Annotated in this window: 23 protein-coding genes; 6 read left to right on the forward strand and 17 right to left on the reverse strand. The window is 52.3% G+C overall.

Annotated elements, in window-relative coordinates:
- Positions 1-32: 32 nt before the first annotated feature.
- From EH207_RS12695 to EH207_RS12715, 5 genes are read right to left on the reverse strand one after another with little or no spacing between them, the layout of a single operon-like run.
- Positions 33-509 carry a Mov34/MPN/PAD-1 family protein gene (locus EH207_RS12695; protein WP_137714314.1) on the reverse strand — a complete coding sequence of 159 codons (477 nt, stop codon included), beginning with the start codon at positions 507-509 and terminating at the stop codon, positions 33-35.
- Positions 497-2,137 (reverse strand): ThiF family adenylyltransferase, encoded by a 1,641-nt coding sequence (locus tag EH207_RS12700; protein WP_137714315.1) that lies wholly within the window; start codon positions 2,135-2,137, stop codon positions 497-499. Before EH207_RS12700 ends, EH207_RS12695 begins: the two co-directional genes overlap by 13 nt.
- Positions 2,134-3,276, reverse strand: a complete 1,143-nt coding sequence (locus EH207_RS12705; RefSeq protein ID WP_137714316.1) for a CBASS cGAMP synthase — start codon at positions 3,274-3,276, stop codon at positions 2,134-2,136. The genes EH207_RS12700 and EH207_RS12705 overlap by 4 nt, the downstream gene beginning before the upstream one ends.
- A complete protein-coding gene (locus EH207_RS12710; protein ID WP_137714317.1) occupies positions 3,270-4,271 on the reverse strand; it encodes a CBASS cGAMP-activated phospholipase in 1,002 nt (333 codons plus the stop codon). The genes EH207_RS12705 and EH207_RS12710 overlap by 7 nt, the downstream gene beginning before the upstream one ends.
- Positions 4,272-4,278: 7 nt before the next feature.
- A complete protein-coding gene (locus EH207_RS12715) occupies positions 4,279-4,503 on the reverse strand; it encodes a DUF2188 domain-containing protein (RefSeq protein WP_137714318.1) in 225 nt (74 codons plus the stop codon).
- A gap of 280 nt (positions 4,504-4,783) precedes the next feature.
- On the opposite strand from EH207_RS12715, the gene EH207_RS12720 reads away from it, so the two are divergent.
- The 3 genes from EH207_RS12720 to EH207_RS18545 all read left to right on the forward strand — a co-directional run bounded on the left by EH207_RS12720 (position 4,784) and on the right by EH207_RS18545 (position 6,716).
- Positions 4,784-5,176: a helix-turn-helix domain-containing protein gene (locus EH207_RS12720; RefSeq protein ID WP_137714319.1), complete on the forward strand. Its 393-nt coding sequence runs from the start codon at positions 4,784-4,786 to the stop codon at positions 5,174-5,176.
- 2 nt (positions 5,177-5,178) lie between these two features.
- Positions 5,179-6,048: an ImmA/IrrE family metallo-endopeptidase gene (locus EH207_RS12725; RefSeq protein ID WP_137714320.1), complete on the forward strand. Its 870-nt coding sequence runs from the start codon at positions 5,179-5,181 to the stop codon at positions 6,046-6,048.
- A 272-nt stretch (positions 6,049-6,320) separates the two neighbouring features.
- Positions 6,321-6,716, forward strand: coding sequence for a helix-turn-helix transcriptional regulator (locus EH207_RS18545; protein ID WP_137714321.1), 396 nt, complete (start codon positions 6,321-6,323; stop codon positions 6,714-6,716).
- Between the two features lie 14 nt (positions 6,717-6,730).
- Here EH207_RS18545 and EH207_RS12735 read toward each other — a convergent pair whose 3' ends face one another.
- From EH207_RS12735 to guaB, 5 genes are all read right to left on the reverse strand, one after another.
- Entirely contained in the window at positions 6,731-7,255 is a 525-nt protein-coding gene (locus EH207_RS12735; RefSeq protein ID WP_137715347.1) for a helix-turn-helix transcriptional regulator, read from the reverse strand.
- Positions 7,255-7,527 carry a hypothetical protein gene (locus EH207_RS12740; protein WP_137714322.1) on the reverse strand — a complete coding sequence of 91 codons (273 nt, stop codon included), beginning with the start codon at positions 7,525-7,527 and terminating at the stop codon, positions 7,255-7,257. Before EH207_RS12740 ends, EH207_RS12735 begins: the two co-directional genes overlap by 1 nt.
- Positions 7,528-7,594: 67 nt before the next feature.
- The gene (locus tag EH207_RS12745; protein ID WP_137714323.1) at positions 7,595-8,851 is read right to left on the reverse strand and encodes a tyrosine-type recombinase/integrase; all 1,257 of its coding nucleotides are present in this window, start codon (positions 8,849-8,851) and stop codon (positions 7,595-7,597) included.
- A 300-nt stretch (positions 8,852-9,151) separates the two neighbouring features.
- Positions 9,152-10,729 carry a glutamine-hydrolyzing GMP synthase gene (gene guaA, locus EH207_RS12750; RefSeq protein WP_137714324.1) on the reverse strand — a complete coding sequence of 526 codons (1,578 nt, stop codon included), beginning with the start codon at positions 10,727-10,729 and terminating at the stop codon, positions 9,152-9,154.
- Positions 10,730-10,841: 112 nt separating this feature from the next.
- A complete protein-coding gene (gene guaB, locus EH207_RS12755; RefSeq protein ID WP_137714325.1) occupies positions 10,842-12,308 on the reverse strand; it encodes an IMP dehydrogenase in 1,467 nt (488 codons plus the stop codon).
- A 171-nt stretch (positions 12,309-12,479) separates the two neighbouring features.
- On the opposite strand from guaB, the gene xseA reads away from it, so the two are divergent.
- The 3 genes from xseA (at position 12,480) to EH207_RS12775 (ending at position 15,438) form a co-directional block, all read left to right on the forward strand.
- Positions 12,480-13,865 (forward strand): exodeoxyribonuclease VII large subunit, encoded by a 1,386-nt coding sequence (gene xseA, locus EH207_RS12765; protein WP_137714327.1) that lies wholly within the window; start codon positions 12,480-12,482, stop codon positions 13,863-13,865.
- A 182-nt stretch (positions 13,866-14,047) separates the two neighbouring features.
- Complete coding sequence (locus EH207_RS12770) at positions 14,048-15,091, forward strand: M4 family metallopeptidase (protein ID WP_137714328.1); 1,044 nt, start codon at positions 14,048-14,050, stop codon at positions 15,089-15,091.
- On the forward strand, positions 15,088-15,438 hold the full coding sequence (locus EH207_RS12775) for a protealysin inhibitor emfourin (protein ID WP_137714329.1): 351 nt from the start codon (positions 15,088-15,090) through the stop codon (positions 15,436-15,438). The genes EH207_RS12770 and EH207_RS12775 overlap by 4 nt, the downstream gene beginning before the upstream one ends.
- Here EH207_RS12775 and EH207_RS12780 read toward each other — a convergent pair.
- The 7 genes from EH207_RS12780 to ispG form a co-directional block, all read right to left on the reverse strand.
- Complete coding sequence (locus tag EH207_RS12780) at positions 15,430-15,663, reverse strand: zinc ribbon domain-containing protein (RefSeq protein WP_137714330.1); 234 nt, start codon at positions 15,661-15,663, stop codon at positions 15,430-15,432. The genes EH207_RS12775 and EH207_RS12780 overlap by 9 nt on opposite strands.
- A 39-nt stretch (positions 15,664-15,702) precedes the next feature.
- Complete coding sequence (locus EH207_RS12785; protein WP_137714331.1) at positions 15,703-16,662, reverse strand: AEC family transporter; 960 nt, start codon at positions 16,660-16,662, stop codon at positions 15,703-15,705.
- A gap of 76 nt (positions 16,663-16,738) precedes the next feature.
- Complete coding sequence (der, locus tag EH207_RS12790; protein WP_137714332.1) at positions 16,739-18,232, reverse strand: ribosome biogenesis GTPase Der; 1,494 nt, start codon at positions 18,230-18,232, stop codon at positions 16,739-16,741.
- 149 nt (positions 18,233-18,381) lie between these two features.
- A complete protein-coding gene (gene bamB, locus EH207_RS12795) occupies positions 18,382-19,563 on the reverse strand; it encodes an outer membrane protein assembly factor BamB (RefSeq protein ID WP_137714333.1) in 1,182 nt (393 codons plus the stop codon).
- 10 nt (positions 19,564-19,573) lie between these two features.
- Positions 19,574-20,194: a YfgM family protein gene (locus EH207_RS12800; RefSeq protein WP_137714334.1), complete on the reverse strand. Its 621-nt coding sequence runs from the start codon at positions 20,192-20,194 to the stop codon at positions 19,574-19,576.
- A 13-nt stretch (positions 20,195-20,207) separates the two neighbouring features.
- Positions 20,208-21,482, reverse strand: a complete 1,275-nt coding sequence (gene hisS, locus EH207_RS12805; RefSeq protein ID WP_137714335.1) for a histidine--tRNA ligase — start codon at positions 21,480-21,482, stop codon at positions 20,208-20,210.
- Between the two features lie 141 nt (positions 21,483-21,623).
- Positions 21,624-22,745 (reverse strand): flavodoxin-dependent (E)-4-hydroxy-3-methylbut-2-enyl-diphosphate synthase, encoded by a 1,122-nt coding sequence (gene ispG, locus EH207_RS12810; RefSeq protein ID WP_137714336.1) that lies wholly within the window; start codon positions 22,743-22,745, stop codon positions 21,624-21,626.
- Between the last annotated feature and the right edge of the window lie 20 nt (positions 22,746-22,765).

The raw sequence follows: 22,765 nt of genomic DNA on the forward strand, positions 1-22,765 counted from the left end.
GCTTGGACTATCTTAAACATTCACACATTTGACTATTTCACTGGAATCATTACTAATCCCGGCCCTGAACCTGGAACCAGATTCACATACAAATTTTTGCGTCCAACAATCACAGCGAGCATTGGGCGCTTATCCTGTCGTTTCAATGATAGATGATTCCATTCAGAACGGTCCAGACCAGACGGGTTAGGATAGTCTTCCGGGTGCGTGTGCCATTCACCTAAGTACCGAACAGTACCTTGACTGGCCATCCAATGAGCTAACGCAATAGCATCATGACCAAAAGGCAATCGCTCAAAAAAATAACGGGATCGTTTATCCCATACAGTTGGAATCGTGGTTGCAGTAATAAGCATATTATTGCCATGTATAGTACCGAGCAAAATACCCCCAGCCTCGCTTTCAAAATCTTCGGACTGAATGTATTGCCGAAATGTCTCAAGTACATCATCTGAGAAATTTAAGAGTACTCGTCGATCTTCGGTCGCCCATGAACTCATGAACTGCATGCTTGGCAGTCCGTATCACTGGGAGGGTCACAGTCAGGTGTTGCTAGCTGGTAGTTCGCGTCGATCAGCCTTGTTCGTAGCGACGGAGAGTAAATGCCATTTACCCAGTCAAGTGCCATTTCCGCCCCCAAGCTTGCAGCATGTACAGAAACCGAGGCTGGAAATGGTACATACAGCCCTTCGCACCCATGCCCCGCCAACAAAACGGGGAGAGGACCTACGACAGTACGCAGTTTCCCATTTTTGTTACTATGCCACAGACACCGATAGCAAGCACCCGAACGATTTGTTTTTAGCAACGCCCTAACAGCAGTACCAGGTCCCTCTATCCAAACTGAAAGCATAGATGTACTCGATAGGTAATTCCCGCAAAGCCAATGTCCAAGGGACTCTTCACCAGAAGCATCGATTAACAGGTCCAACGGTCCCAGTTGGGCTTGCCTGGCATCAACAGGCAACGCGCGAACATTACTGCCAGGAGAGAGTCTTTTTAACTCATTTGCCATCGCAATGGCTTTGTTAGAAAACAAATCGGGAAACCCAAGTCGGTGACGCCCAATATTCTGCGGATAGAGGCAATCAAAATCCACTAAAGTGAGCTTCCCTCCTGAAGTTCCTGCCCCAGCCTTAACAAGCATTTCTGAAAGATACCCTCCGATCGTGCCACAGCCAACAATCGCAATATTCTTTCCAGCAAACGTTTGTAATTTCGGTATATTTCTCTCAGAAAGGTATCTATCATCAATCCTGACAACAGACACTGGCATTACTTCCAATCCATAAGTAAGGTCTCTTCGATCACCTAATTTAATTCTCTTCCCGTGGCTATGGCTTTCTTGGCGTTTATAGAAAACTACAAATCCGTATGTCATCAATGGAGATTCAACCAGAATCAAGACGCCATTAGCCTTTTTGATATTACCTTCTTGAACGCGCTGGTGAATTTTTCTACGACACCTCGAATCAAGCACTCCCTGCCATGTCAGAATATCCTGAACAGTTCGAGGCGGCCAATCGGTAGTTAATGGACGAGGCCGTACATTAGTGCGCACGCGGTAGGTTAATACTGTTTTATCAGTGACTTGATGATGAAGAAACTTAAGCTTATTTGTCGTTCGCTCTTTATTGTCGGTAATGAACCAGAAAGAGCTATCACCGCATTTTGTAACGATGCATTGTTGCTGGCCAAGATCTTTACCTTGTAGATCAACCAAGCAGAAAGGTCCATGCCAGTAGGCATAGAATTCCTCTTCAAGATCCTCGACCATCTCTCCTTTCATGATTTGACCGAACACATATGCCGCACGATCTAGGCAGGCAAGCGACTGCCCGACGGGATCGAAGATGTCCAAAACTACCGTCCCCTTAGCGATATAACAAAGCCATCCATCTGCACCGAGGTGGGGAACCACCAGAGGTAGTTTCGGCGGTAGTTCCAAGATCCGGACACGAGGTAAATCGAAAAAACTTGGGTCAAGTTGGATTTCGCATAGATAGCCGTGCGTCACCTGAGGTGGCATTAATGGCCCACACAATCTGAACCAGCCGTCATGCGATTTTCCCATGAAATCAAAACCTTTTTCTTTAAAGGCCTCGATAACCTCAGTGACTATGGTAACGTCGCTCATCCTGCTTTCGTTCTCCCCACAAGCTCGCTAGGCCCAGCCGCTGCAGGTGCGGCTGCAATAGAGGCAGCCACCGAAACTATTTTCACACGGTCTGGTTCATTCGGAAAGCGCGGCCCAAACTCACTACACATCCAAATGCATGCTTGGGAGCAACTGCCCGCATCAATGGCGCCACGAAGAACCTTTTCGAAACCTTCGAAGGCTTTGACAGCTTCCTTAACACCATCTTTTCCAAGGCGATTTGTTAAAGACTCAGTTTCGTCGATAGGATTATTAACACCAGCAGCAAGACTTGCCGGCAATGCAGCCACTACATCCAATAAGGCAAGATCATCACGCCGGTCACGCTTTTCGAAAAGTGGAGCAGCTGCTGCCATCAGCAAAATGGAAGAAGGGCCGCCACTAGACCATTTCCAATCGCGAAACGCCTTGAGATAGCGGACCACGCGGCGAAACTGTTCCCCTTTAGCGTCGACCTCCCCAAGGAACCATTCTTTGACCGGCCTTGGATCTGATTTCATCCAATCGCACTCACGGTGAGCAAGGAGAACCTTGTCGCTTGGCAATGCAGTCCATACATCTCGCTCTGCTTTTCTTACCGCTTCGTCTAGCGTTGCATAGCCATAGCTCTCCATTGAAGCTTTTGCAAGAGTAACGAACTCCTTATCTGGGATAGCATACAGTGGGATATCAATGTGGGCATACGACGCAATAACAATACGTATGCATGTAGCTTTGTCCGTGACGAGCTTCCAGTTGTTATCCTCAACTAAAGGTCTTAATGCTTCTTCCGCAGCAGCGAAGAACACAGCGGCAGCTACGCTAGGACGTTTGGTCTGCGATACAAAGCTCAATGGTAAGTAACAACCATCATCTACGTCAGCTTGCTGAGGTCGTTTTGCTGGTGAGTTAAGCGTTTTATATGCCCAAGAACCTTGAGTGAAAAAACGCGGCTGTGGAACATCTTCGGTATATCCTTCCGCCCTAAGAACTCTTGGAATACCTGTTTTCAGGCAATTTCTGACTTCAGTCCTAACATCAGCAATTGAGGCGCGCTGTTCGGGACTCAAATCAAGCGCATCATGCATGCAGGATTCGTTGTTGACAGTAGTGAAGAAAAGTGGACTTAAGTTCAGCATTTATCCTCCAAAGTGTTCTTGTTTGGGCCGTGAAAGAACATAGGGGCAACGGCCTGATGCGCACGAAACGGTTGAAAAAGAGGGTCGCCAAGCGCGCGTTGCGCAGCATGAACACCACGATCTTTGAGCGTATTGGTTGCACCAATAGACACTCGATCCAAGGCCTTGACATCGCGACTTTGGTCAGGAGTGGCCTTGTCGTCAATCTGATAGTAATTTTCTCCCAATGATTGCCGCAGCATATAGTCAACAGATGATTCTTGTGCGGAGATCACCAGATCGAATAGCCCTCCTCGCCATCGACCAAAACCTCGATCGAGATTTGCGCCGCCACGAACGGTTGCCCCGATAGTCATTGTGCCAATAGCTAAGACCCGAACCAGCGATCTTTGATTGGGTGCCAGAAACGTTTTAACCTCATGGAAGCCAAATAAGCCAGGAGCATTACCAACCAAACCGCCATCGGCAAAAACGCCTCGATCATTGCGCGATAGAGGGAAATACACTGGGGCAGCAGCAGTAGCCAGCGCGACATCAACAATATTCATGCGATGATCTAGTTCAAAAGTTGGGTGATGTGGCGTCTTAAAAAACTGACCGCGACCTGTCGTGTAGTTAACCGCCGGTATAAGGACTCGATGCTTCAAATCGCCGATAGTTGTGTCCTGGAATCGCTCGGTCAGAACTTCCCTCAGCCCCTTTGAGTTATGCTTGGCAGACAACCAGAATCCCAGCAACCGTCTGGGAAGACTGCGACATCCAAAAATGCGACTACCTTCGTTTTCGAACAATGCCTTAAGTTCAAAAGCTGGGATTTCAGCAGCCAATCCCAAGGCCAACATTCCTCCCGCCGAAGTACCGCAGATCAGATCAAAGTGCGAAGCTATGGGGCGGCCTAGCACATCTTCCAGCATAGAAAGCACCGTCGCTGTGTACAAGGCGCGATAACCGCCCCCTGAGAGTGCTAGCACATGGTAGGTAGGAATATCAGTCATGGTTGCTTCAGCCTTTTGGAGGGAAAGGGTCGTTACCGTAACTATCCTTATCACGTATACGACCATTTGGGCGGTGGATAACGAGTTCGGATTGCTGATTTCTAGCTATCTCGCGCGCAGCATTTACCGCTTGTTGCTGAGTGTCATGTACAGAGGTCGCCCGTTGGTTGCCCGCCCCCTTGACTGCCCAGCCATCCTTATGCGGAACGACGTGTTGGTTTTTGCTTGCCATGATGAATCTCCTCAAAGTCAAACTACCGTAGTCTCAGCCGGGTGGCTAGGTTGATAAAGCCTCCCCGTTGTAGCAAAATACGTTGCTCACACAAACAACAGAGTAGTCAAGCTGATTCAACCTTTATCATTAGTAAAAATTCACGTTGTTGTCTAGACAGACAACAACATATCAAAGCATACGTATTATTGCAACGGTTGAAATTTATTGCCTTTAGGTTGGACACGACATAGGGTGGCTCCATTCTGTCTAATCTTCAGAGCCGCAAGGAACAAAACTCATGCCACAGACAGGCCTAGGTGTCGCACTCAAAATATTACGAGAGCGAAGAACCCTTACACTACGCGAAGTCAGCCAGTTATCATCAGTTGACCATGCATACGTCCACCGACTTGAAACTGGTGAGAAGGCGAATCCATCACAGGACTTAGTCGAAAGGTTGTTAAAAGTACTAAAACCAGGAGAGCGAGACGCTGCAATCGTTAAGTGGCTTGTTGACCATACCGATGCAGATCCCAAGCTAGTCGAATTTGTGCTAAAAGATCCTACTATCAGTGCAGACATATTTTCCGCTGCCGCTGGAATCAGGCACAGAGGAACGATCAGACCAGATCCGGCCACGTTGATTGCCCGGATCAAACGGGCGTTTGAGGATGACGACGAGGATGATTGAGTATGGACGAAGCGTATGTTCGGCAGCAAGCTCGTACATTTGTTGCAAAAGTCGATGCATCAAGTATCCGCGATGATCTGTCCCCATATGTGGCAGCAGCTAATGCAAAAGTCAGAAAAGAAGAGCTGGGTAAGGGGGAGTCTGGATTTACCCTAACCAAGCCGAACGGAAAGCATATCATCACGGTAAATTCGATAGAAACCGAGGAGCGCCAGCGGTTCACAGTCTGCCATGAGTTAGCTCACATACTACTCAATTTGCCCTCGAGTCATGAGGAAGTCCCATCATGGTCCTATGCTAAGAGACATCAGAACGAAATTGCATGCGACACATTCGCTGCAGAACTTCTTATGCCTTACAAGCAATGGTTACTGGAAGTTCCAAAGGAAGAGCCTTCATTCGAGCTTATCCAGTATATGGCTGACATGTTTGGTACATCATTTCCAGCTGCTGCATCGAGGTTCGCCAGTCTAAGCGACCTCCCTTGCGCATTTGTTACGATGGAACGCGGTGGTATTCGGTACGCTGCCCGTTCGACTTCATTAAGACGGGCAGGTGCATGGATATCACCACGGTCATCAATGCCTGTTGGTTCCGTGGCTCGCCGTCTCCGTTCTTCAGGTCGTAGTTCCACGGAGACAGCTGAAGTTTCGCAGGATGTCTGGTTTGATAACTGGGGAAAAGGCCTTGATCTCTGGGAGCTTGCCAGGCATTACGAGCGTACCGATACCACCATCTCATTGTTATGGTTCGACAATGAAGACTTACCTGAGGTGAAATTTAATAAGTTCGGCTCACGTGTCGAAGATGATGGTGGCCTGCCAGAACTTACCGGGGAGTTGCCATGGCCAGGAAGAAGTAAGCGACGTTAGAGAATTCACGCTAGCATCGTGACAAATCCTGTTGCCATTTATTTAATGCAGCAACAAATCAATTTTCTTCGTTCATTTTGAGTTTCATTGCGAAAACATAATAGTTATATCCTATAGAGGTTGAGAGGCCATATCTGAAGTCTCTCGACTAACTATGACCAATACCACTTCGGCTCACTTCGCCAATCTACGCCACAGCAAGTTGCCCCAATAGGTAGCAAAAGTCACCATATCCCCTGATTACGCCGTCTAGCGATTTGGAGGAGCCGAAGATGAAATACCCTACGCAACCACCCGAGGCGACAGCAAGCACCACGGAACGGCATTCCAACAGCACATCACCCGTACCTGGCACTTCAGCTTACAAAGCGCTGCCACAATATCCCCGGCATTGCCCCCTTCCCTTTCGCCGGACTATCCGGCGAAAGGAGTTGCGTCAAATCGTGCCGTTATCGGAAACAACGATCTACGAGATGGAACGTCGTGGGGAATTTCCACAGCGTTTCAATCTGACTCCGCGCTGCGTTGTATGGGATCTGGATGAAGTAGAAAAATGGATCGAATCCCGCAAACAAGCGATGCCCACAACTTCAGCAAGAACGGCAATAAAGCCTGATGTCCGTTTACGAAAAACCCGCCCGGTACGGGCGGGTTCGCATCAAAAATGACAGCCTTGGTGGCATTAGCCAACTAAAGCTTCCAGATCTCTGGTCGCAGGAGGCGGTAAACGGCGAGCTTCTTTTGCCAGATTAACCTGCATCGCTATCTCCGCGACCTCCAGCACATCTTGCGGTAATCGGTAATTCCCTCGGCTCTGCAACCAAGACAAAATATCCGCCAGATGCCAGATTGATGCGCTGCCTTCATGAACCGGCGCTGGAAAGCTGCCCGGATAGGTCAGCATCAGTTTGCGCATATTCTGTCTCGATACGCCGACAATTTCTGCCGCATCGGTCAGACCAACCAGATCCGGTGCCGCCTCGATCAACTTCGCTGAAGGCACTGCGTGTCGAACATCTGCTAGCGCACTGCATACGGCGCCCTCAGCACTGGCGGCTTCGCGGGTAAATTCCAACGCCAATCGGCCCGGCAATCCAACGCCAACCAGAGCATCGTCGCATCCGGCCTCACCAAGACGTTCGACAATCGCATCTGGCTGACTATCGTCAGCGGCAAGCTGATATTTTAAGGTAAAGATGTATTCCATCATGACTCCTCATCGTCAGGATCACGCTGTTTACGATGCGAGGTGCAGTTATCCACTACCCGGCGCAACGCGCGCGCATGGTTGCCCGGATTCTTCGGCGTGCTCCAGACGCTGGTGATGCAAAACTCTCCGCAACGGCACTCATGGTCATTGTAAGGACAATATATCTTTCCCCAAGCATGACTGCCGCCGACTTCAATTCGCCAGCCCTGCTCTTCAGCATATCGGAGCGCTTTCTCAACCTCTTTTTTCGGATGTGAAGGACGGGTCATTTATCGATCTCCAGTATGGATTGTGATGCCATAGTTGTCAAATGACAACCCAATAATATTGAATGCTTCATACCGATGCTCTCAATACCGGCACCGTGACACTTTCCGGCATCAGCGTTGGTACGTAGTTCCGGCCATCAATCCAGGCTTCGACCATGTTGGACCACTCTTGCAGCATATGCCGACGCTGCTCTGCATACTCAGCCTTGTTGTAGATCGAGCGCGAGGAGCGACCTTCTTCATGCGCCAGGCATTTTTCAATCCAGTCCCGGTTGAACCCCACCTCATTAAGCAATGTAGAGCCGGTGCGGCGCAAATCGTGAACGGTAAACGGATCCAATGGTAAACCGTTGGCCTGAGCACGCTGAACCACAAGCTGCGTGACCCGATTAAGCGTGGCGTGCGACATGCTGCGATGACCGTCATAACGTGAAGGCAGCACGAATCTTGAGCCGGAGGCACAGGTATGCAGCGCCACGAAAATATCCAGCATCTGTCGGGATAAATAAACGACATGTGGGTTTCGTCGCTTCATCCGTTCTTTAGGGATGGTCCAGGTAGCGTTCTCGAAATCGATTTCATTCCAGGTAGCCTCCACCAGCTCGCTTTTGCGTACCAGGGTCAACAGAACCAGACGCAGAGCCAGACGGATGGTCGGGTAAGAAGCCACAGACTCAAGTTGATGGAACGCCAGGCGGATCTCGGTTGGCGAGAGCGCCCTTTCCTTCGGTGCGAAAGTGGCAATCGAGGCGGCTTTGACCTCATCGGCCGGGTTAGTGACCTTCTCCCCATGCAAAATGGCAAAACCATAAATCTGTTTAACAATATCGCGAATATGCACCGCCGTCGCCGGAGCGCCACGCGCCTTAACCTTGTTGCACAAGGCACGTAAATCATCTGGGCTGATTTCGGTGAGTAGCCGGTTACGGTAAACCGGCAGGATATCGCGCTCCATGATGCTTTTGCGCATGGAGCGAGTACTATCGGCCATGCGCGCGTCCACCAGCCAGCGGGCCGCCATATCATCAAAATGTTTGGCTGCGGTCAAACGGCGTTTCTCACGCTGTTTTTCATGTGCCGGGGAACGCCCTTCGCTAATTGCACGCTTGGCATCCAGCAACTTTTCGCGGGCCAGCGCCAGAGAAATACCGGCAGGGCCGTAGCGGCCAATAGTGAGGGTTTCGCGCCGTCCATTAAGACGGTAATCATAGCGGAAGGTAACGGTACCGGCGACGGATACCATGACATACATGCCATCCCGGTCGGAAACCTTGTACGGTCTGGCTTTGGGCTTGAGATTGCGTAGTGCGGTGTCGGTGAGCATCGCGCTTTTCCTCCTGTTCAATGGCGGTTTTTACCGTCAGGGGTCAGGAAGTCTGAAGATGCCCCGAAAGCCGCATCACGTCTAGCTTTTGGCGGGGATTTTTACCGTCATGACCGAAAAAGAATCAATCATCAACGGGAGGGTCATAATCCGGGTCTCTTGATTTACCGTCGCGTCTACCGCCAGCCTGTTCCGCTGGCCGGCGATAGTCACCGATAGTCGCCAAAACCTATTTAATTATAAATCAAACTGTTATGGCGATTTTTCAATAGTTGGCGATAGTTCTTGAAGAACCTTGGATCACTCCCACTCAATGGTCGCCGGTGGCTTACCCGAAACGTCATAAACCACACGGGAAATGCCGTCCACTTCGTTGATAATGCGGTTGGAGACGCGACCGAGGAACTCATACGGCAGGTGCGCCCAGTGCGCGGTCATAAAATCGATGGTTTCTACCGCGCGCAACGCGACCACCCAGTCATATTTACGACCGTCGCCCATTACGCCGACGGAACGCACCGGCAGGAAGACGGTGAAAGCCTGACTGACTTTATCGTACAGCTCGGCTTTATGCAGTTCTTCAATGAAAATCGCATCGGCACGACGCAGCAAGTCGCAGTATTCCTTTTTCACTTCGCCCAGCACACGCACGCCCAGACCCGGCCCCGGGAAAGGATGGCGGTACAGCATATTGTATGGCAAGCCCAGTTCCAGGCCGATTCTGCGCACTTCGTCTTTGAACAGCTCTTTCAACGGCTCGACCAGACCCAACTTCATCTCTTTCGGCAAACCGCCGACGTTATGGTGAGATTTAATGACATGGGCCTTGCCTGTTGCGGAAGCGGCAGATTCGATAACGTCAGGGTAAATGGTTCCCTGCGCCAGCCATTTCACTTCAGACTGTTTGCTGGCTTCTTCGTCGAACACGTCAACAAAGACACGACCGATGATTTTACGTTTCGCTTCCGGTTCATCCACTCCCGCCAGGGCGTTCAGGAAACGATCTTCCGCCGGGACATGAACAATGTTCAGGCCAAAGTGATCGCCAAACATTTCCAGTACCTGATCGGCTTCATTCAGGCGCAGCAAGCCGTTATCCACAAAAACGCAGGTCAGACGATTGCCAATCGCGCGGTGCAGCAGCATCGCGGTTACGGAGGAGTCAACACCGCCGGACAGACCGAGAATCACCTGATCATCGCCCACTTGCTGACGAATGCGGGCAACCGCATCATCAATGATTTTAGCGGGCGTCCACAGGGCTTCACACTGGCAGATATCCCGGACAAAGCGCTCTAACATGCGTTGTCCCTGACGGGTATGGGTCACTTCCGGGTGGAACTGTACGCCGTAATAACGTTTTTCTTCGTTAGCCATAATCGCGAACGGACAGGTATCCGTACTGGCAACGGTCACAAATCCCTCAGGGATCGCCGTGACTTTATCGCCGTGGCTCATCCACACATCCAGCAGCGGTGCGCCAGCGGCGCTCAATGCATCCTGAATATCACGAACCAGCAAGCTGTCCGTTTTCACTTCCACCTGCGCATAGCCGAATTCGCGTTCGCTGGAGCCTTCGACACATCCGCCCAGTTGCATCGCCATGGTCTGCATACCGTAGCAAACGCCTAATACCGGGACGCCAGCCTGGAAGACGTATTCCGGCGCGCGCGGGCTGTCAAACTCAGTGGTGCTTTCCGGGCCGCCGGAAAGGATAATCCCGTTAGGATTGAATTCGCGGATTTGCGCTTCAGTGACATCCCATGCCCAAAGTTCACAATAAACGCCCAGTTCACGAACGCGCCGAGCCACCAGCTGCGTGTACTGCGAGCCGAAATCCAGAATGAGAATGCGATGTTGATGAATGTTTTCTGTCATGAGAGGCGTATTCCAAAATACGAAAAAACAAAAGTGATTAAACCCGGCTAACAGCCTTCAACTGTTCAAAATAGCGCCGGGTTTAACGGGTTAAATCAGCTCGCAAATCACCTTATGAACCCATACGGTAGTTCGGCGACTCCTTAGTGATGGTGACGTCGTGGACGTGGCTTTCCTGAATACCGGCGCCGCTGATGCGCACGAACTCGGCTTTGGTGCGCAGTTCATTAATGGTTCCGCATCCGGTCAGCCCCATGCAGGAACGCAAGCCTCCCATTTGCTGATGAACGATCTCTTTCAGGCGGCCTTTATAGGCCACTCGGCCCTCAATGCCTTCCGGCACCAGCTTGTCTGCTGCGTTGTCGCTCTGGAAATAACGGTCGGAAGAGCCTTTGGACATTGCGCCCAGCGAACCCATACCACGATAGGATTTAAATGAACGCCCCTGATAGAGCTCGATTTCACCCGGAGATTCTTCCGTACCTGCCAGCATGGAACCGACCATCACACAGGCCGCGCCCGCCGCGATGGCTTTGGCGATGTCACCGGAGAAACGAATACCGCCGTCGGCGATAACCGGCACGCCGGAGCCTTCCAATGCTTCAACCGCATCAGAAATGGCGGTGATCTGCGGCACGCCCACGCCGGTTACGATACGGGTGGTACAAATGGAACCGGGGCCGATACCGACTTTCACCGCACTGACGCCCGCGTCCACCAGTGCTCTGGCGCCCGCGCCGGTTGCCACGTTGCCGCCAATGATTTGCAGATCGGGATATTTGGCGCGCGTTTCACGGATGCGTTGCAATACACCTTCGGAATGACCGTGTGAAGAGTCAATCAGCAGCACATCAATCCCCGCCGCGACCAGCGCGTCAATACGCTCTTCGTTGCCGGCGCCCGCGCCAACCGCCGCACCGACGCGCAGACGTCCATGCTCATCTTTACAGGCGTTAGGTTTACGTTCCGCTTTCTGGAAATCTTTTACGGTAATCATGCCGAGCAGACGAAATTTATCATCCACTACCAGCGCTTTTTCCACGCGTTTTTCATGCATTTTTTGCAGAACAACGTCGCGCGTCTCAGCTTCTTTCACCGTGACCAGACGTTCTTTCGGCGTCATGACGGCACTGACAGGCAACGCCAGATCGGTGACAAAACGCACGTCGCGACCGGTAATAATCCCCACCAGTTCATTGCCTTCGGCAACAACCGGGTAACCCGCGAAGCCATTACGTTCAGTCAATTCTTTTACCTGACGCAATGTTGTATCGGGTGTAACGGTTTGCGGGTCAGTGACCACGCCGCTTTCATATTTCTTCACGCGGCTGACTTCTTCCGCCTGTCGCTCGATAGACATGTTTTTATGAATGAAGCCCAAGCCGCCTTCCTGTGCCAGCGCAATCGCCAGACCAGATTCGGTGACGGTATCCATCGCAGCCGACAGCATAGGGATGTTTAGTCGGATAGTTTTCGTCAGTTGGGTAGTCAAATCAGCCGTGTTAGGCAAGACAGTGGAATGTGCGGGCACAAGGAGAACGTCATCAAACGTCAGTGCTTCTTTAGCGATACGTAGCATGGGCAATATCTCACCAAGGTGGATGTAAGAATAGATAAAATATTGCCGTGGCATTATACAGAGCGTAATCGGTTGCCTCCAGCATTATTTTACTAAAGTGCTTGATTACCGTTTTAAGGCAGGTAATATCAGTCAATTAAGTCTCTGTTTTAAAATTTGATCTGGCTCACAATGTCTCAATTCCCTTCTTCTGCAATTTTCACTGTTAGCCGCTTGAATCAGACGGTTAGACAACTGTTGGAAATGGAAATGGGGCAGATATGGCTTTCCGGCGAAATTTCCAATTTCTCTCAGCCCGCTTCCGGTCACTGGTATTTCACCCTCAAAGATGAGCGTGCTCAGGTGCGTTGCGCCATGTTCCGCACCACCAACCGCCGGGTGACCTTTCGTCCGCAAAACGGGCAGCAGGTATTGATTCGCGCCACCATTACGCTTTATGAACCGCGCGGTGATTACCAACTGCTGGCCGAAAGTATGCAGCCCGCCGGGGATGGCCTGTTGCAGCAGCAGTTTGAACAACTGAAGCAGCGTCTCGCGGCCGAAGGCTTGTTCGATCAGCAGTTTAAACAGATCCTGCCCTCCCCGGCCCGACAAGTCGGCGTGATTACCTCCGCCAGCGGCGCCGCTCTGCACGATATCTTAAAGGTGTTACAGCGGCGCGACCCTTCACTGCCCGTCGTGGTGTATCCCACTGCCGTACAGGGCAGCGAAGCGCCGCTACAGATTGTTCGCGCCATTGAACTGGCTAACCTGCGTGACGAGTGTGATGTGCTGATCGTCGCCCGCGGCGGCGGGTCGCTGGAAGATTTATCGAGCTTCAACGATGAGCGAGTCGCACGCGCCATTTTTGCCAGCCGAATCCCTATCGTCAGTGCGGTGGGCCATGAAACCGACGTGACCATTGCCGATTATGTCGGCGATCTGCGCGCACCCACGCCTTCTGCTGCGGCTGAACTGGTGAGCCGGAATCAGTTGGAACTACTTCGCCAGATACAATCCCAGCGCCAGCGTCTGGAAATGGCCATGGATTACTACCTTGCCCAGCGCCATCGCGAATTCACCCGTCTGCATCACCGCTTGCAGCAACAGCATCCACAACTGCGGCTGGCACGCCAGCAGGCCCAATTGGTCAAACTCCGCCAGCGTCTGGATGATGCCATGCAGTCACAGTTGCGACAGATTTTTCGCCGCCATGAGTGCATGGAACAGCGCCTGTTTCAACAGCAGCCATTGCCAAAAATTCACCGCGCGCAGCAGCGTTTACAGCAATTACGCTATCAGATACAGAGCGTCGTTGAACGTAACCTGAATAAGCATCAGCAACGGCTGGGGGTCGTCTGTTCACGTCTGGAAGGCGTGAGTCCGCTGGCTACGCTGGCGCGCGGCTATAACATTACCACCGCGCCGGATGGCAACGTGCTGAAAAACATTGCACAAATTACCTTGGGCGAAACGTTAAAAACCCGGTTGCAAGATGGCTGGGCGGAAAGCCAGGTCACCGCACTCGTCCCGCAAAGCACAATTACCGCCGCCACACCCACGAAAAAAGCGCCCTAAAACGTCATAATCACCGTAGGGAGATTTGTCCTAAAAGAGCGGATATCTCCCAATATTCCCTGTAACGTCTGAACTAAACTGTTCTCCTGCTGCCCACTGATTCTAAGAGCGTGAGTAAGAATGAGTGAGATTGGCTCATCGTCTGCGTTCACCGACAATCGCCTTTATTAAGGAGATATGGTATGAAGTTCAGACAGATTTATAGCGTGATCCCTCCCTATATCCTGCATCGTATTGTCGCTGGCGGCTCAGAGGAACAACGACATTGCGCCCAGCAGACCCTAATGCACGTTCAGTCATTGATGGTGAGTCATCATCCCCGGCCGGAACAACATGCAACGCGGCCCGCCGGACAGGTGCAGCGCGATATTTACGATGCCGAAAATCAACAGCAGTTGCCCGGCAAACTGGTACGTACAGAAGGCCAAGGCAGCAATGGCGACATCGCCGTTGATGAGGCCTATAACTACCTTGGCGTCACCTACGATTTTTTCTGGCAGATTTTCCAGCGCAATTCACTTGATAATGAGGGGCTGGCGCTGTCGGGTTCAGTGCACTATGGTCAGAATTATCAGAATGCGTTCTGGAACGGACAGCAAATGGTTTTTGGTGACGGCGATGGCAAAATATTAAACCGTTTCACCATCGCTATTGATGTGGTCGCACATGAATTGGCGCATGGTATTATCGACAACGAAGTTGGATTGATTTATTTCCGGCAGTCAGGTGCGCTGAACGAATCCCTGTCTGACGTGTTTGGCTCAATGGTAAAACAGTTTCATTTGGGACAAACCGTCGAGCAGGCAGACTGGATTGTCGGGGCGGGTTTGCTGGCGGAGGGCATTAACGGTATGGGGCTGCGTTCCATGTCGGATCCTGGCACAGCATTCGACGACCAATTGTTGGGCGTCGACCCCCAACCTTCCCATATGAATGAATATGTGAACACGCGCGAAGACAACGGCGGCGTTCACCTGAACTCCGGCATTCCTAACCGCGCTTTCTATCTGGCGGCCACCGCGCTGGGCGGCCACGCATGGGAAAAAGCCGGTAAAATCTGGTATGACACCTTGTGCGATGAATCACTGCCGCAGAATGCGGATTTTGAGATTTTCGCCCGCTACACTATTCGTCATGCGGCCCAACGATTCGACCAGACCGTTGCCGATACCGTTCAACAATCGTGGAAAACGGTAGGTGTGGAGGTGAGACAGGAGCTTTTATGAAAACATTGCCGGAGCTTAACGACGATGCGGTCATAGAATTAGCCCGCGAAGGGGGCATTGCCTGGATTCCCAAACTGGCGGGGCTACGCCGTTTCGTGCTCGCCAGTGTCCCGGCATCTGAGCGAGAACGAATCTGTAGCGCAATCCGCCATGCGATTCCGCAGGCGCGCGAACCCGGTGAGCCAGATGGCCCCGGGCGCGGTGATCGGTTCTATTACCGAATTCACATCAGCTATAACCACCCGCAGCGCGACCAGCCCGCCGACATCATACTGTTGATACCAGAAGACATCGCCCCGTCAGAACTGACGGAACTGTGGCGTAACGGCATACCGTCGTCAGGCTGATGGGTTGGCAGGAAGGTAGCTGAACAGCACACGTTTTTTTGAAATCAGCCCGTGTTGCTGACACAAATAATCCACCGCGCCGCAGGCCGTTAACACCTGAAGCGCGTGTTGACAGTCAGGGCAGTTGGCCTCACGAAGATAACGCTGCCGGCAGACGGCGCATTGAAACGTGTTGCCGTGTTGCCAGTTCATGGCGCTGTCGCAGCGCGGACAAATCGCGTCCATGTTATCGCCTCCCGCATCTTCATCTTTTGATATCCGCCGTTAAATCACACCCAGCGAACGTAAGCAATACAGTCCAATCGCGGTCACAAAAAACGAGCCGACGGTGGTCATGGCGATGATATTCGCCGCCAGCGTCGCGTTTCCGCCCATCGCGCGCGTCATGGCATAACTCCCGGCAGCGGTCGGCGTCGCGGCAAACAGGAAAATAACGCCGAGCGATACGCCACGAAAGCCAAAAGCCCAGCCGCCCAGCGTCAACAACGCCGGCACAAGCAGCAGCTTGGCGGCGGAGGAAAGGGCCGCGACGTTGGAAGTCCGCAGCATGGTTCGGAGATCAAGGCTGGCTCCCGCACACAGTAACGCCAGGGGTAAAGCCAGCGACGACACCAGATTCCCGGTCTGTTTGATTACATCCGGCATCGGAAGCGTGCTGCGCGAATAAATCAGTCCCAATAGCAGACTGATAATCAGCGGGTTGGTCACGATGCTGACCAACAGGGCTTTCTTACTGATCTTCCCACCCTGCTCGTTACGACGCAAACTGCGGGTCAGCGTAATCACCGACAGAACATTAAAGAGAATAACCGTGACCGTCAGGTAGAGAGAACCTACTGCAACGCCCTCGCTGCCGTATGCGCTCATCGCAAACGCCAGCCCCATAATCCCGGTATTGGAACGAAAGCCTCCCTGAACGAAGATCCCCCGCTCTCGTGGATCTTTCACCAGATAGACGGCAACGAATTCCAGCAACAGGAACGTGGCGATGGTTCCTAACGTGCCATAGATCAGCATCGGCAGATGATCGGCCATCGACTGATGGTTGGTTGCTACGCTGAAAAAAAGCAGGCAAGGCAAAGCCAGATTAAATACCAGTTTCATCGCCGCATCGCAGAATGCGTCATCCAACAGACTCAACCGGCGTAACCCCATGCCTATCAGCAAGAGCAACAGATTGGGCATGGTAACGTGAAACGCAAAACCCCAGGTTTCCCAGGACATGATTTACCTTTTTGGCTAAACACTGTTCTCTGTCTGTCAAAACGGGGCGAATATTGCTATTCACCCCGCCAATCAATTATTTACCTTTTTTAAGATGCTGCATTAAACGTTTACGCTTGCGTAGCTGGTTTGGCGTCAGCGTATTGCGCTTATCGGCAAAGGGATTCTCGCCTTCTTTAAACTGAATACGAATCGGCGTTCCCATGACGTTCAATGAACGGCGATAGTAGTTCATCAGATAGCGCTTATAAGAGTCAGGCAAATCTTTTACCTGATTTCCGTGGATCACCACAATTGGCGGGTTGTAACCGCCCGCATGCGCATATTTCAGCTTCACGCGGCGACCGCGCACCAGCGGTGGCTGATGGTCGTCCGCCGCCATTTGCATAATACGGGTCAGCATGGAGGTGCCCACGCGACGGGTCGCACAGGTGTAGGCTTCTGTGACAGACTCGAACAGGTTGCCCACGCCGCTGCCATGCAACGCGGAGATGAAGTGAATACGGGCAAAATCGATAAAGCCAAGCCGCAAATCCAGCATTTCTTTCACTTCGTCACGCACTTCCTGCGACAAACCATCCCATTTGTTGACCACTATCACCAGTGAACGCCCGGTATTGAGAATAAAGCCCAGCAACGAGAGATCCTGATCGGAGATACCTTCGCGGGCATCGATAACCAACAGCACGACGTTGGCGTCTTCGATGGCTTGCAGCGTCTTGATCACGGAGAATTTCTCAACCGTATCGGTAACTTTTCCGCGCTTACGCACGCCTGCCGTATCAATCAGGACATATTCGCGCTCATCACGCACCATCGGGATGTAAATGCTGTCGCGGGTAGTGCCCGGCATATCATAAACCACCACCCGCTCTTCACCCAGAATCCGGTTAGTCAATGTGGACTTACCGACGTTGGGGCGTCCGACTATCGCCAGTTTTATCGGCAAATCTTCCGGGTTGAAGTCATCTTCCTCAGCGCTCGTGTCTTCCGAGGAAAGTTTTTTATCCAGTTGTTCCGCCCAATAAGCCGCGTTCTCTTCTTCTTCGGTTAACTCAACCGGTTCTGTCACCTCATCCTGCACGAACGGCAGCAAGACTTTCTCAAACAAAGAGGTCACGCCACGTCCGTGAGACGCCGCGATCGGATAGACTTCACCAATACCGAGCGAGTAAAAATCCGCCGTCGCCGTATCGGGATCGAGACCATCGGTTTTGTTAGCGACCAGAACGGTGATTTTTTCACGGCTACGCAGATGCTGGGCGATGCCTTCATCCGCAGGCATCAATCCGGCGCGCGCATCCACCATGAACAGGACGATATCCGCTTCTTCAATCGCCACCAGCGACTGACCGGCCATGCGCGTTTCAACGCCGTCTTCCGTCCCCTCGATACCGCCGGTATCAACGATAATAAACTCATGGCCCTCAACTTCAGCACGACCATACTTGCGGTCACGAGTCAGCCCTGGGAAATCCGCCACCAATGCATCACGAGTGCGCGTTAAGCGGTTAAACAGCGTGGACTTTCCCACATTCGGACGTCCGACCAGCGCGACGACAGGTATCATTGTTACAACCTCATTACTTATATTTCAGTACGTTACAACGAGAACACTCGCTGACGATAAAAAGACGAAACGGCCCCTGATACTGTCAGGAGCCGTTTCGGGATCACCTTTGCCAACGGCAGAGAGGATCCAAACGTGTTATGTTATAACTAGCGGCTAAAAGCGTACACTTCGCCATTTTTCGCCTGAATCAGCAGCTTGTCGCTGGCAATGATCGGCTTGCTCAATAAGCCTGAACTGTCCACTTTCTGCTGAACGACAAAGCGACCGTCCGCTGTATTCATCCAGTGTAAATATCCTTCGCTATCGCCCACCACCAGATAGCCATTGAACAACGCCGGCGCGGTCAGATTACGATGCAGCAGATCGCTCTGACGCCACAGGTTGACGCCGCCATTGGTATTCAGCGCTACGATCCGGTCACTCTGATCGACCAGGTAAATACGGTCGCCGTCAACGATGAAATCATGTACCGACCCCAGCTCGCGTTTCCACAGGATTTGACCTGAACGCAGATCCAGCGCGGTAATATTGCCATTGTAGCCCAATGCGTAGACGACCTCACCCGCCACAACCGGCGTGGTATCGACGTCGTTCAGGCGATCGATTTCCGTGGCGCCGCTCGGCTGGGAAATACGCTGCTGCCAGATCAACTGTCCCTGGTTAATCAGCACCGCGTTCACCCGACCATTATCCCCGCCGACAATGGCCGCGCCGAACGCCGTCGTTGGCGCGGACTCCCCCCGCAAGGAAAGCGTCGGCATATCCAGATTGACGGTCCACTTGATCGCGCCGTCGGCTTCGTTCAACGCCTGCAACATGCCGTTGCTGGTATGAATCAATACCACACCATCACTGACGACCGGACGAGAAACAGCTTCACCCGCAACGCCGGCCTTCCATACCACGGAACCATCATCGCGATTCAGCGCAAAAACCTGCGCCCGCTCACTGCCGACATACACATGGTTACCGGAAACGGAAACGCCGCCGGACAACAGGGCGGGATTATTGCGGGAAAAAAAGCCGGTTTTCTCAGACAGATCGGTCTGCCAGATTTCCTTGCCGTCGTTCAGATCCAGCGCCTTGACGATCCCTTTGCGATCAGCGGCAAATACGCGATTGTCCTGCCATGCCGGATGCAGATTAGCGAAGAACTCGCCAGTGCCGCTGCCTACCGAACGGCTCCATACCTTGGTCGGCGTGAACTGATTTTCGACTGTGGGCAGTGGCGACATGGTGACAACATCTTCTTCGCTGTTAAACAGCGAACATCCGCTCAGCAGGGCAACAGAAACCAGTCCTACTAAAAGTGTTTTACGCAATTGCATGGAATTCCTCTTAGCTGGACAGGTTGTTTAGTTTCATTGTCAGCAATGCCTTCAATGCCTGCGGTGGATTGGCAGACAAACCTTTGTTATATGCGTCGCGCGCGGCCTTATTATCCCCTTTGCCGACCAGCACATCGCCACGAACGTCTGCCGCCAGCGCAACCCAGCCATCGAGTTTAATGGCATCCAGCGTCTTCAGCGCGTCGTCCGTTTTCTTCTCTTGCAGTTGAATCCGCGCCAGACGCAGGTTCACCAGCGCAAGCAGGTCCGCATCTTTAGTCTGGGATTGGGCCAAAACCAACTGTTGTTCAGCTTTGGCGAAATCTTTCTGGTCGACATAATGGCGAGCCAGCTCCAGCGAGGTCAGCGCGCCGTAGCTGTTCTGATTCGCGGCAGTGAATTTCTCGGCTGCCGCTACGCCGTCCGCTTTGCCATCGGCTAATTTCTCGGCGATTTGCTGGTATGAGGCGGAAGCCGCCATTGCGTTGTCGCTCTGGTTACTTTGCCAAATACGCCAGCCAACCAGCGCGCCTACACCGAGCACCACCCCCACCACCAGCGCCTTGCCATTTTCCGCGAGGAAACGACGCAGTGTATCAACCTGTTCATTCTCTGTCGTATAGGCTTCCACGATGTCTTTCTCCTCAATTCAGTAACGTTGCCAGACGCGCGGCAACGTCGGCCTGCGCCAATGTATCCTGCTCGCCATTACTCAGGTTTTTGACCACAACCTGATTTGCCGCAACTTCGTTTTCACCTAAAACCAGCGCAACGCGCGCGCCCCATTTGTCGGCTCTGGCGAATTGCTTTTTAAAATTGCCGCCGCCGTAATTGGTCATGAATTTCATCTGCGGCAGCGTATCACGTAATTTTTCAGCCAGTTGCATGGCCGCCACCTGCGTTCCCTCTCCAGAGGAAATCAGGTAAACATCCACACCCGGATGCACTTTAAACTCAGGGTTGACCGACTGCACCAGCAGCACCAGGCGCTCCAATCCCATCGCAAAACCCACCGCTGGGGTCGCGTGCCCGCCCAGTTGTTCCACCATTCCGTCGTATCGGCCGCCAGCGCAAACCGTGCCCTGAGCCCCAAGGCTGGTGGTGACCCACTCAAACACGGTACGGTTATAATAATCCAGGCCGCGAACCAGACGTGGATTAACGGTATATGGGATACCTGACTGTGTTAAAAGTTCACTCAACGCGGCAAAGTGAGCACGAGATTCTTCATCAAGATAATCCGTCAGAACCGGCGCATCGTTGAGTAAGGTCTGCACCTGCGGATTTTTTGAATCCAGAACGCGTAGCGGATTGGTATACATGCGGCGCAGGCAGTCTTCGTCCAGTTTGTCCTTATACTGCTCAAGAAACGCGATCAGTGCCTCGCGGTATGTCGCACGGGCTGCCAGCGATCCAATCGAATTCAGTTCCAGCCTGACATGTTCGGATATGCTCAGCGCGCGCCACCAGCGGGCGGTGAGCAGAATCAGTTCGGCATCGATATCCGGCCCATGCAGACCGAAAACTTCGCAACCCAACTGATGAAACTGACGGTAGCGCCCTTTTTGCGGACGCTCATGGCGGAACATGGGTCCGATATACCACAGACGCTGTTCCTGATTATAAAGGATGCCATGTTCGATGCCGGCGCGGACACAACCCGCTGTCCCTTCTGGACGCAGTGTCAGACTGTCACCGTTGCGATCCTCGAAGGTGTACATCTCTTTTTCAACCACATCGGTGACTTCACCGATGGCGCGTTTAAACAACGGCGTTTGCTCAACGATAGGCAAACGAATTTCGCTATAGCCGTAACTGCTGAGCACCTGTTTAAGGCTGGTTTCAATACGCTGCCACAAAGCCGTTTCGGCTGGCAGGTAATCGTTCATGCCGCGAATGGCTTGAATATTTTTTGCCACGTCAGTTCTCTATGCGTTTTTCAAAAACAAACCCGATTATAGGAGGATTCACGGCGCATCTTCAATGCGGGCCGAACCTCATCGGATTAAGGAATGATAAATTATGCGAGCGATGACCGAAGTCCGCACCAACAAGGCCGTCTATTTATCGACCAGATTAACGGTAATGCGCCGGCTTTCATCCATCATGGACGCTTTGGCGCGAATTTTGGCCTCCAGTTGATCGATCATCTGCTCGTTATCAAAACGTTCTTTCTGGCGAACTCCGTCTTCATAAAATCCGCTCTTATTGTGGCTGCCCGTAACGCCAATGGTGGAAACCAGCGCCTCCCCGGGCCCATTCACCACACAGCCAATGATCGAAACGTCCATCGGCGTGATGATATCTTCCAGTCGCTGCTCCAGTGCATTCACGGTGCCAATCACGTCAAACTCCTGACGGGAACAGGTCGGGCAGGCAATAAAGTTGATTCCGCGGGACCGAATGCGCAGTGATTTCAGAATATCGAAACCCACTTTAACTTCTTCAACCGGATCGGCGGCCAGTGAAATACGCAAGGTGTCACCAATGCCTTCGGACAGCAGCAGGCCGAGGCCGATAGCCGATTTGACCGCGCCACTGCGAGCGCCGCCCGCTTCCGTGATCCCCAGATGCAACGGTTGATCGATACGCGCGGCCAGCAGACGGTAAGATTGTACCGCCAGAAACACATCTGAAGCCTTCACGCTGACCTTGAACCGATCAAAGTTGAGACGATCCAGAATATCAACATGACGCATGGCGGACTCCAGCAACGCTTCCGGCGTCGGCTCGCCATATTTTTCCTGCAAATCCTTTTCGAGCGAACCGCCGTTCACGCCAATGCGTATCGGGATGTTGTTATCGCGCGCGCAATCAACAACAGAACGGATACGTTCTTCATTACCGATATTACCGGGATTGATTCGCAGACAGTCGACGCCGTACTCGGCCACCTTCAGGGCAATACGATAGTCAAAATGGATATCAGCGACGAGCGGCACATTCACGCGTTGTTTGATTAGTTTGAACGCTTCAGCCGCTTCCATCGTTGGAACGGACACACGCACAATATCAACGCCAACACGCTCCAGTGACATGATTTGATTAACGGTCGCTTCAACATCGGTGGTTCGGGTGTTGGTCATGGATTGCACCGCGATCGGCGCGCCATCACCAATAGGCACCTTACCGACGTAAATCCGTTTTGATTTCCGACGGGTTATGGGTGCAGCGTTATGCATTACGTCTTCTCCAAGATTGC

The organism is Brenneria rubrifaciens (assembly GCF_005484945.1).
Lineage (GTDB): Bacteria > Pseudomonadota > Gammaproteobacteria > Enterobacterales > Enterobacteriaceae > Brenneria > Brenneria rubrifaciens.

Excerpts from the sequence above, each read along its gene's own strand:
- EH207_RS12715 (WP_137714318.1), bottom strand. The coding sequence starts at position 4,503 with ATGGCAAGCAAAAACCAACACGTCGTTCCGCATAAGGATGGCTGGGCA.
- guaB (WP_137714325.1), bottom strand. The coding sequence starts at position 12,308 with ATGCTACGTATCGCTAAAGAAGCACTGACGTTTGATGACGTTCTCCTT.
- EH207_RS12720 (WP_137714319.1), top strand. The coding sequence starts at position 4,784 with ATGCCACAGACAGGCCTAGGTGTCGCACTCAAAATATTACGAGAGCGA.
- EH207_RS12705 (WP_137714316.1), bottom strand. The coding sequence starts at position 3,276 with ATGCTGAACTTAAGTCCACTTTTCTTCACTACTGTCAACAACGAATCC.
- EH207_RS12775 (WP_137714329.1), top strand. The coding sequence starts at position 15,088 with ATGAAAACATTGCCGGAGCTTAACGACGATGCGGTCATAGAATTAGCC.
- EH207_RS12735 (WP_137715347.1), bottom strand. The coding sequence starts at position 7,255 with ATGGAATACATCTTTACCTTAAAATATCAGCTTGCCGCTGACGATAGT.
- EH207_RS12710 (WP_137714317.1), bottom strand. The coding sequence starts at position 4,271 with ATGACTGATATTCCTACCTACCATGTGCTAGCACTCTCAGGGGGCGGT.
- EH207_RS12785 (WP_137714331.1), bottom strand. The coding sequence starts at position 16,662 with ATGTCCTGGGAAACCTGGGGTTTTGCGTTTCACGTTACCATGCCCAAT.
- EH207_RS12700 (WP_137714315.1), bottom strand. The coding sequence starts at position 2,137 with ATGAGCGACGTTACCATAGTCACTGAGGTTATCGAGGCCTTTAAAGAA.
- EH207_RS12740 (WP_137714322.1), bottom strand. The coding sequence starts at position 7,527 with ATGACCCGTCCTTCACATCCGAAAAAAGAGGTTGAGAAAGCGCTCCGA.
- guaA (WP_137714324.1), bottom strand. The coding sequence starts at position 10,729 with ATGACAGAAAACATTCATCAACATCGCATTCTCATTCTGGATTTCGGC.
- ispG (WP_137714336.1), bottom strand. The coding sequence starts at position 22,745 with ATGCATAACGCTGCACCCATAACCCGTCGGAAATCAAAACGGATTTAC.
- EH207_RS12725 (WP_137714320.1), top strand. The coding sequence starts at position 5,179 with ATGGACGAAGCGTATGTTCGGCAGCAAGCTCGTACATTTGTTGCAAAA.
- xseA (WP_137714327.1), top strand. The coding sequence starts at position 12,480 with ATGTCTCAATTCCCTTCTTCTGCAATTTTCACTGTTAGCCGCTTGAAT.
- EH207_RS12695 (WP_137714314.1), bottom strand. The coding sequence starts at position 509 with ATGCAGTTCATGAGTTCATGGGCGACCGAAGATCGACGAGTACTCTTA.
- EH207_RS12745 (WP_137714323.1), bottom strand. The coding sequence starts at position 8,851 with ATGCTCACCGACACCGCACTACGCAATCTCAAGCCCAAAGCCAGACCG.
- EH207_RS12780 (WP_137714330.1), bottom strand. The coding sequence starts at position 15,663 with ATGGACGCGATTTGTCCGCGCTGCGACAGCGCCATGAACTGGCAACAC.
- bamB (WP_137714333.1), bottom strand. The coding sequence starts at position 19,563 with ATGCAATTGCGTAAAACACTTTTAGTAGGACTGGTTTCTGTTGCCCTG.
- EH207_RS18545 (WP_137714321.1), top strand. The coding sequence starts at position 6,321 with ATGAAATACCCTACGCAACCACCCGAGGCGACAGCAAGCACCACGGAA.
- der (WP_137714332.1), bottom strand. The coding sequence starts at position 18,232 with ATGATACCTGTCGTCGCGCTGGTCGGACGTCCGAATGTGGGAAAGTCC.
- EH207_RS12770 (WP_137714328.1), top strand. The coding sequence starts at position 14,048 with ATGAAGTTCAGACAGATTTATAGCGTGATCCCTCCCTATATCCTGCAT.